This is a genomic window from Candidatus Planktophila sp., assembly GCF_046070465.1.
GTDB lineage: Bacteria > Actinomycetota > Actinomycetes > Nanopelagicales > Nanopelagicaceae > Planktophila.
In genome coordinates, this window is sequence record NZ_JBJTMK010000121.1 from 1 (window position 1) to 14,172 (window position 14,172).

Consider the following 14,172-nt stretch of genomic DNA (forward strand, 5'->3'; position numbering starts at 1 on the left):
CTCTGGAACTTCGCGGTTGATTTCCTTCTGCGAATATCCAAGGACGTGCAATGAGAAAGCAATGTTCTCTGAAATTGTTTTATTAGGAAGGAGGCGGAAATCTTGGAAGACGGTGCCAACCTGGCGACGAAGCTCTGGAACCTTGTGGTTAGCAAGTGAACCGAGATCTTTGCCTGCGACATGAATGATGCCTGATGTTGGGCGCTCTTCGCGGAGGATCAAACGCAAGAACGTGGACTTACCCGAACCGGACTTTCCAACAAGAAAGACGAACTCGCCTTTTGTGATTTCGAGGTTGACGCTATCAAGAGCAGGACGCTCCTGGCCTGCGTAAACCTTCGTAACGTTTTCAAAGCGAATCAATCTGAACTCCTTCAGTGCTCGAAGCGCAATTACGCGCCTCTTAATTCTCTCGTCGATAAGGACCGGTGAGATTAACTGAGTGCGAGTTTAGGGTACTTAGCCCGACAATGAGCGGAAATGAGCGTGGCTCACGCTCAGAAAAAGGTGTGAGATTTACCCGGGACGGCTCTTTACCCACTTTGCGAAAATCAGAAATGATTTAAATTCATGAAGCAGAAGAACGTCTCCAGCGGATGCCCGCTTCAATAAAGTCATCAATTTCCCCATCGAGAACCGCGGAGGTATTTCCAGTCTCGTGGTTATTTCGGAGATCTTTCACCATTTGATAAGGCGCAAGAACATAGGAACGCATCTGATTTCCCCATGAGCCGCTGTTGTCACCTTTAAGTGCATTGATCTTCGCTTGCTCTTCTTGGCGACGACGTTCCAATAACTTTGATTGCAGAACAGCCATTGCGGTCGCTTTATTTTGAATCTGCGAACGTTCGTTCTGACAGGAGACAACAATTCCAGTTGGAATGTGGGTCAAGCGAACTGCAGAGTCGGTGGTGTTAACCCCTTGACCACCAGGGCCTGATGAACGATAGACGTCGACGCGAATTTCTTTCTCGTCGATTTCAATGTGGTCGCTCTGTTCAACAACAGGAACAACTTCAACACCCGCAAAAGAAGTGTGGCGGCGAGATTGCGAATCAAATGGAGAGATACGTACCAGGCGGTGTGTACCTTGCTCTACCGACAAAGTTCCATATGCGTACGGCGCACTGACTCGGAATGTTGCAGATTTAATACCTGCTTCTTCTGCATATGAAGTTTCGAGAACATCAAATTTAAATTCATGACGTTCGCAGTAACGCAAGTACATGCGATACAACATCTGCGCCCAGTCTGCTGCCTCTACTCCTCCGGCCTCAGAGCGAATGGTGATCAAAGCATCGCGGTTGTCGTACTCGCCACTCAACAGCGTTGTGACCTCAAGTTCGCTGATTGCCTTCTTAGTTGAATCAAGCTCGGTTTCTGCATCAGTAAGCGCAGAACCATCAGTCTCTTCTGCAGCTAATTCAAAGAGAATAGGAAGGTCATCGACCCGTGAGCGAAGCCCCTTCAGTTTTGAAATCACCGCTTGAGTGCGAGATAACTTACTTGTTACTGCCTGAGCGGCTTCTGGGTCGTCCCACAGATTAGGTGCACCAGCAGCTTCTTCTAGTTCGATAGCTTCCTTCTCTAACTTTGGAAGATCGAGCACCTGCTCAATTGATTTTAGGGTCGCACTAATTTCAGCAATTTCAAGTCCATATTCGCGAGCCATGGGCGCAAGAATAGCGAGATTGCTAACCGATATCGAAACCAGAGTAATTGTTAGTCTCGGCGCGCTCACCCACCGCGCCTGCATGTGTATTAATTCTAACCTCGCTGAAATCTATAAAGGGTAACGGAATCGGGATTTTTGCAATCGCAGAGCTCTCTATATAGATTTGAAATCCGTCGCATTCAAAATCAGTTAATTCGATACTGGATACATTTTCTCTAGCGGATGCAGCTCCGTGTTTCTGCCATGAATCAAGTACCTGGCGCTCATCATTAATACCTGCATTGCAGTCTATTGGAATTCCTGGATCTTCTTCCGGCTGCCCCAATGAATTGACCAACATCCGAGAAAGGTTGTACTCCCCCGAGTAGTAGCTAGCTTGATCGAGGTTTTTCATCCCAGTCTGAACCGCAGCCTCTGATGCAAGTGAGAGCGAACGCTTTGCCAAATAAACCGAAGAGATATTGGTCAGTACGAGAGCAGTACTGAGCAAGACTACAAAAAGCCCAATCGTCAGCACAGCCGTCGAACCTCGCTCTGATTTCAGAGTGCGAGAGAGTGTGGTTTTCATTTCAAGCCCACGGCGATACATATTCCACCGTCGAAATTCTTGTACTACTTCTCATGGACGAGATTGTTATGACTATTTCATTATTGGGCGAGATGCATGGATTCTTCTTACATTCGTATGAATATCTCAATGAGCCAGAGGCAAGTTCCTCACCATATCCAAGTACTTCCGCACCTCGAGAGAAAATCTCAAATACTACCCTCTCAGCTACCTGATCGTTTTCACTAGTGACAAATCCTCGTGCCATCTCTCGCCCCAAGGTTCGCAGAGAAGACTGGGCATCACTTGATGTTGCATATTGATTAAGAAATATAAAGAGCGGGATGAAGAGAGGTAGCGCTAAAGCTACGAACTCGAGGACGGCGCTCCCCTCTTCATCCAACATTAAGCGACGGAAAAATCTCATCGTTGGTTCTCCACAATCGCCATTCCGTCAACGGTTACTTCACGACCTGATGCGCCACCACCAAGAAAACTAGGGAGCAAATCAGTCAGGGATGATTTCCTGCGCGTAATGAGAAGATCGAGATTCTGCCCATCTCCACTGCTATCGATATGGATGAATTCATCTCCGCTTTCAAACTCGCCAGAAATTGCACGGGTTGTAGCAGCGTTCTGAGCATCAATCTTTTCGACATTGCGAGTATGCACTGCAGTAGCGATCTGCATTCCTGTGAGGAAAAGCAACATCAGCGGAACGAGAATGAGAGCACTCTCAACGCTTCCCCTGTCGCAACCCAGCAAATGCAGCAATCGCTTCATTGTTAGCGAATCCCATTCATCGAATCGAGTGAGTTACGCAAAATGGCAGTTAAGCGAGGGGCAGCGATTGTCCAAATTGCAGTGACAAGTCCAGTGGTCATTAGGACAACCAGTACCCAGCCGGGCACATCTCCCCGCTGATCTGAGAGGGCACGATAGATGCGAGATTTGCTTATTCGATGGACTCGTTCTGAGATTCGAATCGAGAGCTGAATAAGGCCCTCTTGGAGCTTCTGATTGATTCCTGCGATTGGATTTCTTGTGGTGTTCATGTTGTCCTCTTTTCTTGATCTGGTTGTGTTTAACTTGAAAATAAATTGAGATTAATAAGTGATGGATACAGCGCGAAGAGAATTGATATCGGCAGGATGAGAAACACCACCGGAATCATCATTGAGATTTCTGACTTTCCTGCTGCATTCAGCAAACGCACTCGTTCTTGATTGCGTGATTCGTTGGCGCTGTGAGTAAGAGTTTCTACGAGTGAAGTACCGCGGGAGATTGAGACAATGATTGAATCAGCAAATCTACGTAATGCGTTTGAATTAACCCGACGACTCATCTCGTCAAGAGCTGTCATCAAGGGTATTCCGTTCTCGATCTCCAGAACCACTCGTGAGAACTCTCGAGCTAGGTGGCCGTGTGCGCGATTCGAAATTCGCTTCAGCGCAAGTGCTGGTGATTCTCCGGCGCCTACAGCCAAAGTGAGCATCTCCACAATCGCTGGAAATTCACTCTCTATATTTTTTCTACGACTCTCACACCGTTGGGTGAGGTTGCGTTCTGTGAGCACAAATGTAATTACGGGTACGAGAACGAGAAAAAGGCAATATGCAGTCCAGTTGATAACTGTGAGAAAGAAAGCAACAGTGCTCAATGCGAATCCAACTGCCACAAAGACCATCTGCGTAATTCGAAAGTTTTCATAATCTGAAACTTTGTTCTTTCCTATTTGCGAAAGGCGCTCAATGACAGAAGCCCGATTTCCAAGATTTAGAGAGCGGCGATAGATGAGGTGAAGAAGGTTGCTCTTCTCGTCAGCAACAAAGAAGGCGATTACGGCAATTGCACATGGGATGGATATTTGAGGGTTCATCGCTCACCGCCAAATATGCGCTGAGGTTCTGGGAGATTGCTGAGTTTGCCCATCCATAGATATGCCAGGGCTGTCATCGCAACTCCTACCGCGAGAATTGTGATGCCTTGTGGTGATGAAAATGCTGAACTTGTTGATGGCTGAGCGGCTAATAAAAGGAGGAGAATCCATGGTGCTGCAGCCGAGAGGTGAGCAGAGTTTCTAATCCATCCTTGCTTTGCGGCAATTTCGCGACGTAGTGACATGTCCTGTCTGGTGAAATCTCCGAGCTGGCGGAGCATCGAAAGTAACTCGGAACCGCCAAGGTTCTTCGCGAAAATTAACGATTCAAAAAGTTGATCTGCGGCACGCAGATTGAACTTCTCTTGAAGGTGTGAAATTCCGATTTCAAAACTGTAACCCGCATGCAGCTCTTCTCTAAATTCTTCAAAGTATCGCTGAGTAATCACTGGACCCCGGATAGATAAATTGCCCAGTGATTCGCTCAGCGATAGCCCTGATTGAATTCCAGAAATCATATGGTCGACAATCTCTGGTAAAACTGAGAAGAGTTCCCACGATTTCTTCTTTGTATTTCTTCGTGAAGAGATCCATGCCATCACTGTTGTGACTGATGCAATTGCGACCGCTATTGTGAGAGTGTGCGATATCGAGAGAGCGATTAAAAAAGTGCCGCAGGAAATGATGGCAACAGAAGAAACGCCTTCATTCTTCTTCCATCCCCGTTTCATGGCTGCGCCACCAAAGACTTCTCTACGAACCTCTGCTTGAATGTAGCCAGTCCTAGTCCTTCTTCATACTCGCCATTTCGCCACTTCCAGAGAGTTTCCATTTCGATATGAAGATTTTCAGTGCGGCCAGAGAGTGCAGCTATCTCAACTACTCGACGATAGCCGTCGGCATCCATTGCAATCTGAATAACGAGATCGATTGCTGATGCGACTGTAGGAACGATAAAGGAGTGAGAAATATTGGCACCAGCGAGGAGTGGCAAGGTTTGCAGCTTCATCACTGCATCTCGCGCGGAGTTTGCGTGAATTGTTCCCATTCCTGGTAATCCAGAGTTAAGGGCAATAAGTAAATCAAGCGCCTCTGCTTCGCGGACTTCGCCAATAATGATGCGATTAGGGCGCATACGTAGAGCTTCTTTAACCAATCTGCGCAATGTAATCTCGCCATCACCTTGAAGATTGGCATTGCGTGTTTGTAATTGGATTACATCAGGGAGACGAGGATTGATTTCAAATACTTCTTCAATTGTGATGACGCGATGAGAATATGGAATTTCGCTTGCAAGCGCATTGAGGAGTGTTGTTTTTCCCGCTTGCGTTCCCCCGCTGACGAGAATATTGAGTCCCTGCGCCATAGCAGAGATGAGAACTTCTGCCATTTCTTGAGAAAGCGTGCCAGATTCAGAGAGTTGTTTAAGTGAACGCCCTTGGGCTATATGTTTGCGAATATTGACCGCCCAGTGTTCTGCTGTGATTTCGGGAATCGCAACATGCAGGCGACTTCCATCAGGAAGTCGTGCATCAACAAATGGGAGCGATAGATCAAGGCGGCGACCACTCCACATCAATGTTCGATCTACGAGCTCGCGCACATCCTGAGTGGTGAGGATGAGATTAGTGAGTTCGCTCTTTCCATGGCGAGCAATGAAGATGCGCTCTGGTGAATTGATCCAGATTTCTTCGATTGTCTCATCGCAGATAAATGGGTAGATAGGACCAAAAACAACTGATGGCTCAATCTCGCTTCGCTTTTCCATGGAGTGAAGTTAGGGAGCGGGTGACAAATGAAAAGCGCTGCCTTAATCGCCTGTGGAAAGAGGGATGAAGATTGCTGCTTGTGTACAAGAAAATCACTCTGAGTAATACTCTTACTCCGTGAAGATCTCAGCAGTGCTCCTCGCAATCGAATCGCTCTTGTTATTGGCCCTCGGCCTCTACATGATTGCGCTTGGTTTTACCCACGATAAGTCATGGATGCCGTACTTAAGTGTGATTGGCTTTGCGCTAGCTGGTTCGGCGGGTTTATTCGCACTCTCTCGTGGTGTTCGCGATGGAAAGCGCTGGGCAAACTCCCCTGCAATTTTGGCCAACCTAATTGCGTTAGGTGTCGCTCAATACCAGTTTGAGGCAGGTGTCTATTGGTTAGCACTTCCAATCACAGCGATGGCTGTAACGATAATTGTGACCTTATTTCTGACGATTAAAAAATCTGCAGCAGAGTAACGCTAACTACCAAGGAACTACTTGGCGATCTTCCCAAAGAATTCCTGTTGTGTTCGTTTGGAAATCTTCTGAAGCTTTATCAAATTGGCGAGTTGCAAGCCACACTGCTGTCGCCGCACCTTCTTCTGCACTACGTGGTGCATCGGGTCCGCCCATATCGGTTCGTGAATGATTTGGGCACATTGCATCCACTAACACTCCGCGAGCACCGAGTCCTGTTTCATGCGCAAGATTTCGCACCAATGCATTTACTCCCGCCTTGCTAATTCGATATGGCGCGAGGCCCCCGGCATTACCTGGTCCTGACATTCGACCAAGGCATGCTGAGAAGATCACTACACGACCATGACGCGCTTCAACCATTGCAGGAACTAGTCGGTTCACTATTTGAAAAACCGAATCGAGATTGATTGACAATACGCGTCGCCATTCCGCATCAGTTGTCTTAAGAGTCTTCGACATCTTCTCGCTCATCACACCGTGGGCAATAATCAAATGTGTAATATCAGGATGAGTCAGTGCGATTGCATCGAGAGCCGCTGCGGTTGCCGTTGAATTTTCGAAATCAATCGAGTAGGCCTCGACTGATTCAGTGCGTCCATCTGAGAGAAGCGCTGTTTTTGCATCCGATAGTCGTGTCGAATCTTTGGCGACAAGGATCAGATCAAAGCCCTCTTTACGAAGTGCTGTGGCTGTTTCAAACCCAAGTCCTCTACTGCCACCCGTAATGAGAGCGAGATTTCGCCCGGTGAGATTCATGGGCAAACCTTCCCAGTGGCTGAGGGCGGTCGCCACCCGAAATAGGTCGAAGTGTGCGCTATCTCGCCCTCTGAAGCCCACTTTCACCATTTATATAGAAGCCTCTCAGACGTTACTCTTAGCCTGCAAGTCGGTGGAAATGAGAACGCAAAGGAGCGCTCAGTGTCTTCAGGACAAGATTTTGGTGCAAATGATTGGCTCGTTGAAGAAATGTACGAGCGATACCAATCAGATCCTTCTTCAGTTCCTGCAGAGTGGGTGACGTACTTCCAGAACAATCCTTCAGCCGAGATCTCCAGAGCATCGAGCAACAATCCGGTCGCGGGCGTTCCAGGTCAACCATCAACACCTCCTGTGCCAAAACCTGTATCCGAACCAAACATCAGCATTGAGTCGGCACGGGTTCCAGCTGAACCGGTGAATACAAGTGTTGCGTCGCCGAATATTTCAACACCAACTGCAAGTGCACCGGTAGTGCCAGCAACACCAGCACCAGTTCAAACACAACCAATCGTTCGTGAAGTTGCAGCAGCACCATCGACTCCAGCACAGGCAGAAGTTAAACCTGCTCCAACACTTGCATCTCCTGGTGCATCAACTCTTGAACCACTTCGAGGTGTTGCAGGTCGAGTTGTTCAATCAATGGAAGCTTCGCTCACAGTTCCTACTGCAACCTCGGTTCGCGCAATTCCTGCGAAATTGATGATTGATAACCGCATCGTTATTAATAACCACCTTGCTCGTGGTCGAGGTGGAAAGGTTTCTTTCACGCACATCATCGCGTACGCAATGATCAAGGCGATTCGTCAGATGCCAGAGATGAATGCATTCTTCGGTGAGATAGATGGCAAGCCAGCAATTGGAAAGCCAGAGCACATCAATCTTGGTATCGCGATTGACTTGGCAAAGCCTGATGGAACTCGCCAGTTGTTGGTTCCTTCTATCAAGGGTTGCGAAGCACTTGATTTCGGTCAGTTCTGGGTTTCCTATGAAGAGACTGTTAAGAAGGCACGCACGGGCACACTTACTGTTGAAGATTACGCAGGAACAACCGTCTCACTGACAAACCCAGGAACAATCGGAACAGTTCACTCTGTTCCACGCCTCGTTCAAGGTCAGGGCCTCATCATGGGCGTTGGTGCGATGGATTATCCAGCTGAATTCCAAGGCGCATCAGAAGCGACTCTTGCACGTATGGCAATTAGCAAGGTCCTCACACTGACAAGCACTTACGATCACCGCGTTATTCAAGGTGCGCAGTCAGGTGATTTCCTTCGTCGTATTCACGAACTTCTCCTCGGTGCTGAAGGTTTCTATGATGAAATCTTTACCGCGCTTCGTATTCCATATGAACCAATTCGTTGGGCACCAGATTTCGCTGTCACAAAAGATTCAGAAATTGATAAGACTGCACGTGTTCAGCAATTAATCGCTGCCTACCGCACATGGGGCCACCTCATGGCAGACACCGATCCTCTTGTATACCGTCAGCGCACTCATCCTGATTTGGATGTACAGACTCACGGACTTACTTTGTGGGATCTCGATCGCGAATTCGCAACAGGCGGATTCGGTGGCAAAGCATTCCTTCCGCTTCGCAAAATTCTCGGTCTCTTGCGTGATACCTACTGCCGTTCAATTGGTGTTGAGTATATGTATATCTCAAACCCAGAAGAGCGTAAGTGGTTCCAGGAAAACCTTGAGAAGAAGTTTGAAAAAGTTGATCGCAGCGAGCAGCTCAGAATTCTTCGCAAGCTCAATAGCGCAGAAGCATTTGAATCTTTCTTACAGACAAAGTTCGTTGGACAGAAGCGCTTCTCACTTGAGGGCGGCGAATCTGTAATTCCTTTGACTGACGCAATTGTCTCCGCAGCTGCAGAGCGCGGACTCGACGAGGTCTGTATCGGCATGCCTCACCGCGGTCGTCTCAACATGCTTGCAAATATTGCAGGCAAGTCATCCGGACAGATCTTCCAAGAGTTCCAGGGTCACTATGCAGAGAATGAAGTTCACGGCTCTGGCGATGTGAAGTATCACTTGGGAACTGAAGGAGTCTTCACCGCTGAATCCGGCGCTCAGACAAAGATCTACCTTGCAGCAAACCCATCACACCTAGAAGCTGTAAACCCAGTGCTTGAAGGCATCGTTCGTGCAAAGCAGGATCGCCTTAATAACAAGGGCGCCTACTCTGTTCTACCAATCCTTCTTCACGGTGATGCTTCATTTGCAGGTCAAGGCGTCAACATGGAGACACTTCAGTTGTCTGGCCTGGCTGGATACCGCACAGGTGGAACGATTCACGTTGTCATCAATAACCAGGTTGGTTTCACAACTTCACCTCACGCATCTCGCACAGCGCGATACTCAACAGATATTGCCAAGATGATTGAAGCTCCGGTCTTCCATGTTAACGGCGATGATCCTGAAGCATGTGTTCGCGTTGCACGTCTTGCATTCGAATATCGCCAGGCATTTAATAAAGATGTAGTCATCGACATGGTTTGTTACCGTCGTCGCGGGCACAATGAAGGCGATGAGCCAGCGTTCACACAGCCATTGATGTACAAGTTGATTGGCGCAAAGCGCACAACACGTACTCTGTACACCGAAGCTCTTGTAGGCCGCGGTGATATCACACCTGATGAAGCTCAACAAGTTCAAGCCGAATACCAGGCAGAGCTCGAATCAGTCTTTGCATCAGTGGCCAACCATGTTCCTGATCATGATCCAAATTTCAAGGCTCCAGTTCCCCCAGCAGCTGAGGCAATCGCAACTGCGATTCCAGAAGCACTGGCTCGCGAAATTGCGGCAACACAAGTTGCTACGCCTGTCGGATTTAATCTCCATCCAAAGATGGCTCCGCAGTTGGCAAAGCGTCCAGAGATGCTCAATGACGGAACAATCGACTGGTCTATGGGTGAGCTTCTTGCGTTTGGATCAATTCTGAAGGAAGGCCATCCAATTCGTTTGGCTGGACAGGATTCACGTCGTGGAACATTCTCCAATCGTCATGCTGTGATTGTCGATGCAGAGAATGCCAATGAATGGACTCCACTTCGTTCAATGATTCAAGATGAGAACCAATTCTTTGTCGTCGACTCATTGCTCAGCGAATATGCGGCACTTGGCTTCGAATATGGCTACTCAGTCGTTCGCCCTGAGGCACTTGTCATGTGGGAAGGTCAGTTCGGAGACTTTGTTAACGGCGCGCAGACAATTCTCGATGAATTCATCTCATCAGCACTTCAGAAATGGGGCGAGCGTTCATCTGTAGTTCTCTTGCTTCCACATGGTTATGAGGGTCAAGGACCAGATCACTCTTCAGCACGTATCGAGCGTTTCTTGCAGCTCTGCGCTGAGAACAATATGACGGTCGCACAGCCATCATCTCCTGCCTCTTACTTCCACCTATTGCGCTGGCACGTTGCTAATCCAACTCGTCGACCAATGGTTGTCTTCACTCCAAAGTCGATGCTCCGCCTCAAGGCTGCTGCATCCCAGTTGAGCGATTTCACCAGCGGAACATTCCGTCCGGTTATTGGTGATGACAAGGTACAGAATGCATCACGTTTGATCTTCTGTTCAGGCAAGATTTATCACGACCTCGTTGCAGAGCGCGAGAAGCTTGGTGAGAACACAACTGCGATTGTTCGCGTTGAACTTCTCTATCCACTTCCAATCGATGCCATGCGTGAAGAAGCTGCAAAGCATCCCAATGCAAACTTGCTATGGGTACAAGATGAGCCAGCAAACCAGGGGCCTTGGTCTCACATTGCGCTTCGCACATCTGAAGCTCACGGTGGTCGTGCAATTGATCACCGTGTATTCCGTCGTGTTTCACGTCGCTCAACTGCATCTCCTGCAACAGGTAACCATCACTTGCACGAGGAAGAGTTGAAGGCGTTGCTCCAGGAAGCGTTTACCAGGTAAATCTTTTACTTTGCTTTACGTACCCTGGAAACCACTTTGGCATGCACAGCTGAAACTGGAAGCCATCCCCACTGACGTGAATCATTTCCTTCGGGATTATCACTGCTCACAAAAATCTGGTGGGAGTCGCTGCGAACTTCAGTAATCCGTTTTACATAGAAGATTCCTGGATATTCAGGGCGTTCGATGACGACGACATCTCCAACCTGAACGCGATCACCGAAGATATTTCCGAGGGAGAAACCCGGTGATTTCAAGGCGTAATTGCCCCAGTTGGCCATCAGCCAATCCCCCGGCACATAGGTAGGGAGCATTGATTCGCCTTCAACGAGGACGGTGGAGAAGCGCTTGCTCATGGCTCAGAGTCTAGGGCGCACCTTCCGGTATGCGACGGAGCCTTGGCTCCACTAATCTTTGAGCCATGAGAAACCTACTAGCAACATTATTGGCACCCAAGACATCTGTCCTCGCTCACTGCGATCTTCCATGCGGCGTTTATGACCCAGCACAGGCTCGCATTGAAGCTCTCTCTGTAAAAGCTTGCATGGAGAAGTACGCAGCTAATACAGATGCTGATTTCCGTTCACGCTCTGTTGCAATCAAGGAAGAGCGTTCACATGCAGTGAAGGAACACCTCTGGGTTCTCTGGACTGACTACTTCAAGGCACCTCACTTCGAGAAGTACCCACAGCTCCACACACTTTTCAATGATGCAACAAAGCTTGCAGGAGCTGCAGGAACAAAAGGAACACAGGATGTTGCAGTTGCGGATTCATTGATTGCAAAGATTGATGAAATTGCAGCAATTTTCTGGGAGACAAAGAAGGCACAATAACGTCAATGTCACAAGGCTCCGCCTTTGACCCTTCAAAATTTAAGTTAGTTCCTTAAAAGAGATTCAGCGGCAGTGCGAGCGAGGAAAGTTACTCGCTCCACTGTCGCTCTTTTTATTTCGGCTTGAGCGATATGTCGCTCGCCTTCGTAGATTTCGCATTCAAAAGTTAACTCTCGCCCGTTGATCTCGATACATCGCGCGTTGGCGCGGAGTTCGTCCCCCACTTGAGCAGAAGCCAGAAGTTCTAATGATGAAGAGAGTAAGAAAGTTGTTTCACCATTATCCAAGTGCTCGCTGAGTGCAGCAATTGTCGCTGATTCCATCGCATGTAATAAGTGAGAAGTAGCAACTATAGGAAGCTCGGAAAGTCCCATAGCGAGTGCTGTATCGCCCGGACGAACGGTCATTACAGAGAAGCCGACGGCTCCCAATACTTCATCAGCCGGTTTCACGATTACTTATTGCCATCATCGTCGATGAAGTGCTGGATATGAGTCTGCTCAATTTGAATCTCGCGGTGTTCGATATTGCCGAACTCATCGATCTCAATGGAAATCTCAGTCATGCTGAATTGAGTAACAACCTCTGTGCCGCCAGCCATCTGAGCTCGTAATTGACGATGAATCGCTTCGTGCAAATCTTCGGGTGCACGTTCATTGCAGGTGCGGCGCAACGTCTCTTGAAGCATGTCATGCATAGCGCGCTCGTGTGCAATCTCTGCAGTACATGGAAGACACGAAGTGATGTGCTCTTCAATTGCAGAGCGCTGTGGAAGCTGATCAAGCTCGCCTTCAATAATGAAGATCACCGAAGAGAGAACGTCACCGCATTGAATCTCGATGTAGCTCATGATTCATCTCCCTTCACTGTGTAGCCAAGTTCTTTTGCATAGCTGGCTAATTTCTCACGCAATTGCTTGCGGCCACGGTGAAGACGAGACATCACTGTTCCAGCAGGGGCGCCGACAATTTCTGCAATCTCTTTATAAGAGAACCCTTCAACATCAGCCAGGTAGACAACCATCCGGAAATCTTCAGGAATCTCTTGGAGTGCTCGTTTGATATCGCTATCGGGAAGATTTTCCAGAGCTTCTACCTCTGCAGATTTTCCAAGATCGCTAGTGTGTGATTGCGCTTGTGCAACTTGCCAATCTTCTAGCTCAGCTTGTGCAATCTGAGGTTGGCGCTGGCCTTTACGGTAGCTGTTGATAAATGTTGTGGTGAGTACGCGGTAAAGCCAGGCGCGGAGATTTGTTCCTTCTTCGAATTGATGGAAGGAAGTGAATGCCTTGAGATATGTATCTTGAACTAAGTCGCGCGCATCTTCGGGATTCTTTGTATATCGAAGAGCAGCAGCGTAGAGCTGATCAGTAAACGCAAGAGCATCGCGCTCGAACCGAATGGTGCGATCGGCCGCGCTCTCGAGTACTAAATCTTTCGATGTCATTGCTGTCATCCTAACCCGAGATCTTCAGCTTCTCCATCAGAAAAGCGTCTCTGGCTCGCCCAGTTCTATCTCTTCAATGAGCGCTGGCCCATTATTGGTGACTAGATTGACGCGTGAAGAAACGGGGCGGGTAACCAAGCCTTCCGCGGGGTGTTCACGCTGCATCAGAGCCTGAAGAAAATGTAGCTCGCGGTTTTTGGGATCTAACCAATCGCTCCAACGATCTCGGGGCATAAAAACTGGCATACGGCTATGGATTGTCGCGAGTTCCCCCACCGCTTCACGCGTGATGATTGCAGCGCTCTGAATGAGATCGCCCTTTTCGCTCCTCCAACTACTCCAAATTCCGGCAATAGAAAGTGGTGAACCGTCTTCACTTGTGATGTAGAACGGCTGCTTTGGAGAATATTTTCCAAGCGATGTCGCCCACTCGTAATATCCGGTAGCTGGAATCAAGCATCGTGAAGTGCGAAATGCGTCTCGGAATGTTGGCTTCTCATGAATCGATTCGCTTCGCGCATTGATGGCATGAGACTGACTTGCTCGCGCATCAGCAAAGCTTTTCTGCCATGGTGCAATTAATCCCCATGATGCGCTGCCGAGGATTCTTTGATTGCTCTCGCGGTCGCGATCTTTCACTATATAAATCTCATTGGTCGGTGCAATATTCCAGTTAAGAGGCAGAGTCGGATTGGAATCATTCTCAACGAGGTTAAAGAAGGCGACAATCTCTTCTTGGCTCTGAGCCATCGCATATCTGCCGCACATAGTTGAGAATGCTACCCCGCTACACTTTGCCTATGACTTCATCGCATCCCCTCTGGCCTGCACCCTTTCGCGGCAAGCTGCCAGTCGATGTGATTGTCG

17 protein-coding genes are annotated in these 14,172 nt (G+C 48.5%); 3 read left to right on the forward strand and 14 right to left on the reverse strand.

Annotated features, from left to right (window positions below; translation table 11 throughout):
- The 8 genes from ACKOVI_RS05460 to ACKOVI_RS05495 all read right to left on the reverse strand — a co-directional run.
- Positions 1 to 363 (reverse strand): cell division ATP-binding protein FtsE (locus ACKOVI_RS05460; RefSeq protein ID WP_509603069.1); only part of this gene is annotated, 363 nt, incomplete at its 3' end.
- A 205-nt stretch (positions 364 to 568) separates the two neighbouring features.
- Complete coding sequence (gene prfB, locus ACKOVI_RS05465) at positions 569 to 1,672, reverse strand: peptide chain release factor 2 (protein WP_509603070.1); 1,104 nt, start codon at positions 1,670 to 1,672, stop codon at positions 569 to 571.
- 22 nt (positions 1,673 to 1,694) lie between these two features.
- On the reverse strand, positions 1,695 to 2,243 hold the full coding sequence (locus ACKOVI_RS05470) for a TadE/TadG family type IV pilus assembly protein (protein ID WP_509603071.1): 549 nt from the start codon (positions 2,241 to 2,243) through the stop codon (positions 1,695 to 1,697).
- 402 nt (positions 2,244 to 2,645) lie between these two features.
- Complete coding sequence (locus ACKOVI_RS05475) at positions 2,646 to 3,005, reverse strand: TadE/TadG family type IV pilus assembly protein (protein WP_509603072.1); 360 nt, start codon at positions 3,003 to 3,005, stop codon at positions 2,646 to 2,648.
- Between the two features lie 2 nt (positions 3,006 to 3,007).
- A complete protein-coding gene (locus ACKOVI_RS05480) occupies positions 3,008 to 3,277 on the reverse strand; it encodes a hypothetical protein (RefSeq protein ID WP_509603088.1) in 270 nt (89 codons plus the stop codon).
- A 29-nt stretch (positions 3,278 to 3,306) separates the two neighbouring features.
- Positions 3,307 to 4,101 carry a type II secretion system F family protein gene (locus ACKOVI_RS05485; protein ID WP_509603073.1) on the reverse strand — a complete coding sequence of 265 codons (795 nt, stop codon included), beginning with the start codon at positions 4,099 to 4,101 and terminating at the stop codon, positions 3,307 to 3,309.
- Positions 4,098 to 4,832 (reverse strand): type II secretion system F family protein, encoded by a 735-nt coding sequence (locus ACKOVI_RS05490; protein WP_509603075.1) that lies wholly within the window; start codon positions 4,830 to 4,832, stop codon positions 4,098 to 4,100. Before ACKOVI_RS05490 ends, ACKOVI_RS05485 begins: the two co-directional genes overlap by 4 nt.
- The gene (locus tag ACKOVI_RS05495; RefSeq protein WP_509603076.1) at positions 4,829 to 5,869 is read right to left on the reverse strand and encodes a TadA family conjugal transfer-associated ATPase; all 1,041 of its coding nucleotides are present in this window, start codon (positions 5,867 to 5,869) and stop codon (positions 4,829 to 4,831) included. The genes ACKOVI_RS05490 and ACKOVI_RS05495 overlap by 4 nt, the downstream gene beginning before the upstream one ends.
- 118 nt (positions 5,870 to 5,987) lie before the next feature.
- Between ACKOVI_RS05495 and ACKOVI_RS05500 the strand changes: the two genes are divergently transcribed.
- Positions 5,988 to 6,335: a hypothetical protein gene (locus ACKOVI_RS05500; RefSeq protein WP_509603078.1), complete on the forward strand. Its 348-nt coding sequence runs from the start codon at positions 5,988 to 5,990 to the stop codon at positions 6,333 to 6,335.
- A 6-nt stretch (positions 6,336 to 6,341) separates the two neighbouring features.
- Here the strand turns inward: ACKOVI_RS05500 and ACKOVI_RS05505 are convergent, their stop codons facing one another.
- Positions 6,342 to 7,094, reverse strand: a complete 753-nt coding sequence (locus tag ACKOVI_RS05505; RefSeq protein ID WP_509603079.1) for an SDR family NAD(P)-dependent oxidoreductase — start codon at positions 7,092 to 7,094, stop codon at positions 6,342 to 6,344.
- 210 nt (positions 7,095 to 7,304) lie between these two features.
- Between ACKOVI_RS05505 and ACKOVI_RS05510 the strand changes: the two genes are divergently transcribed.
- Positions 7,305 to 11,024, forward strand: coding sequence for a multifunctional oxoglutarate decarboxylase/oxoglutarate dehydrogenase thiamine pyrophosphate-binding subunit/dihydrolipoyllysine-residue succinyltransferase subunit (locus ACKOVI_RS05510; protein ID WP_509603087.1), 3,720 nt, complete (start codon positions 7,305 to 7,307; stop codon positions 11,022 to 11,024).
- A 5-nt stretch (positions 11,025 to 11,029) separates the two neighbouring features.
- Here ACKOVI_RS05510 and ACKOVI_RS05515 read toward each other — a convergent pair whose 3' ends face one another.
- Positions 11,030 to 11,380: a S26 family signal peptidase gene (locus ACKOVI_RS05515; RefSeq protein ID WP_509603080.1), complete on the reverse strand. Its 351-nt coding sequence runs from the start codon at positions 11,378 to 11,380 to the stop codon at positions 11,030 to 11,032.
- A gap of 65 nt (positions 11,381 to 11,445) precedes the next feature.
- Between ACKOVI_RS05515 and sodN the strand changes: the two genes are divergently transcribed.
- Positions 11,446 to 11,859, forward strand: a complete 414-nt coding sequence (gene sodN, locus ACKOVI_RS05520) for a superoxide dismutase, Ni (protein ID WP_509603081.1) — start codon at positions 11,446 to 11,448, stop codon at positions 11,857 to 11,859.
- A gap of 44 nt (positions 11,860 to 11,903) precedes the next feature.
- Here sodN and ACKOVI_RS05525 read toward each other — a convergent pair whose 3' ends face one another.
- The 4 genes from ACKOVI_RS05525 to ACKOVI_RS05540 are packed head-to-tail and all read right to left on the reverse strand — an operon-like array spanning position 11,904 to position 14,073.
- Entirely contained in the window at positions 11,904 to 12,311 is a 408-nt protein-coding gene (locus ACKOVI_RS05525; RefSeq protein WP_509603083.1) for a thioesterase family protein, read from the reverse strand.
- 2 nt (positions 12,312 to 12,313) lie between these two features.
- A complete protein-coding gene (locus ACKOVI_RS05530) occupies positions 12,314 to 12,709 on the reverse strand; it encodes an anti-sigma factor family protein (RefSeq protein WP_509603084.1) in 396 nt (131 codons plus the stop codon).
- Positions 12,706 to 13,305, reverse strand: coding sequence for a sigma-70 family RNA polymerase sigma factor (locus tag ACKOVI_RS05535; protein WP_509603085.1), 600 nt, complete (start codon positions 13,303 to 13,305; stop codon positions 12,706 to 12,708). The genes ACKOVI_RS05530 and ACKOVI_RS05535 overlap by 4 nt, the downstream gene beginning before the upstream one ends.
- 36 nt (positions 13,306 to 13,341) lie before the next feature.
- On the reverse strand, positions 13,342 to 14,073 hold the full coding sequence (locus ACKOVI_RS05540) for an SOS response-associated peptidase (RefSeq protein ID WP_509603086.1): 732 nt from the start codon (positions 14,071 to 14,073) through the stop codon (positions 13,342 to 13,344).
- Positions 14,074 to 14,172: the final 99 nt, after the last annotated feature.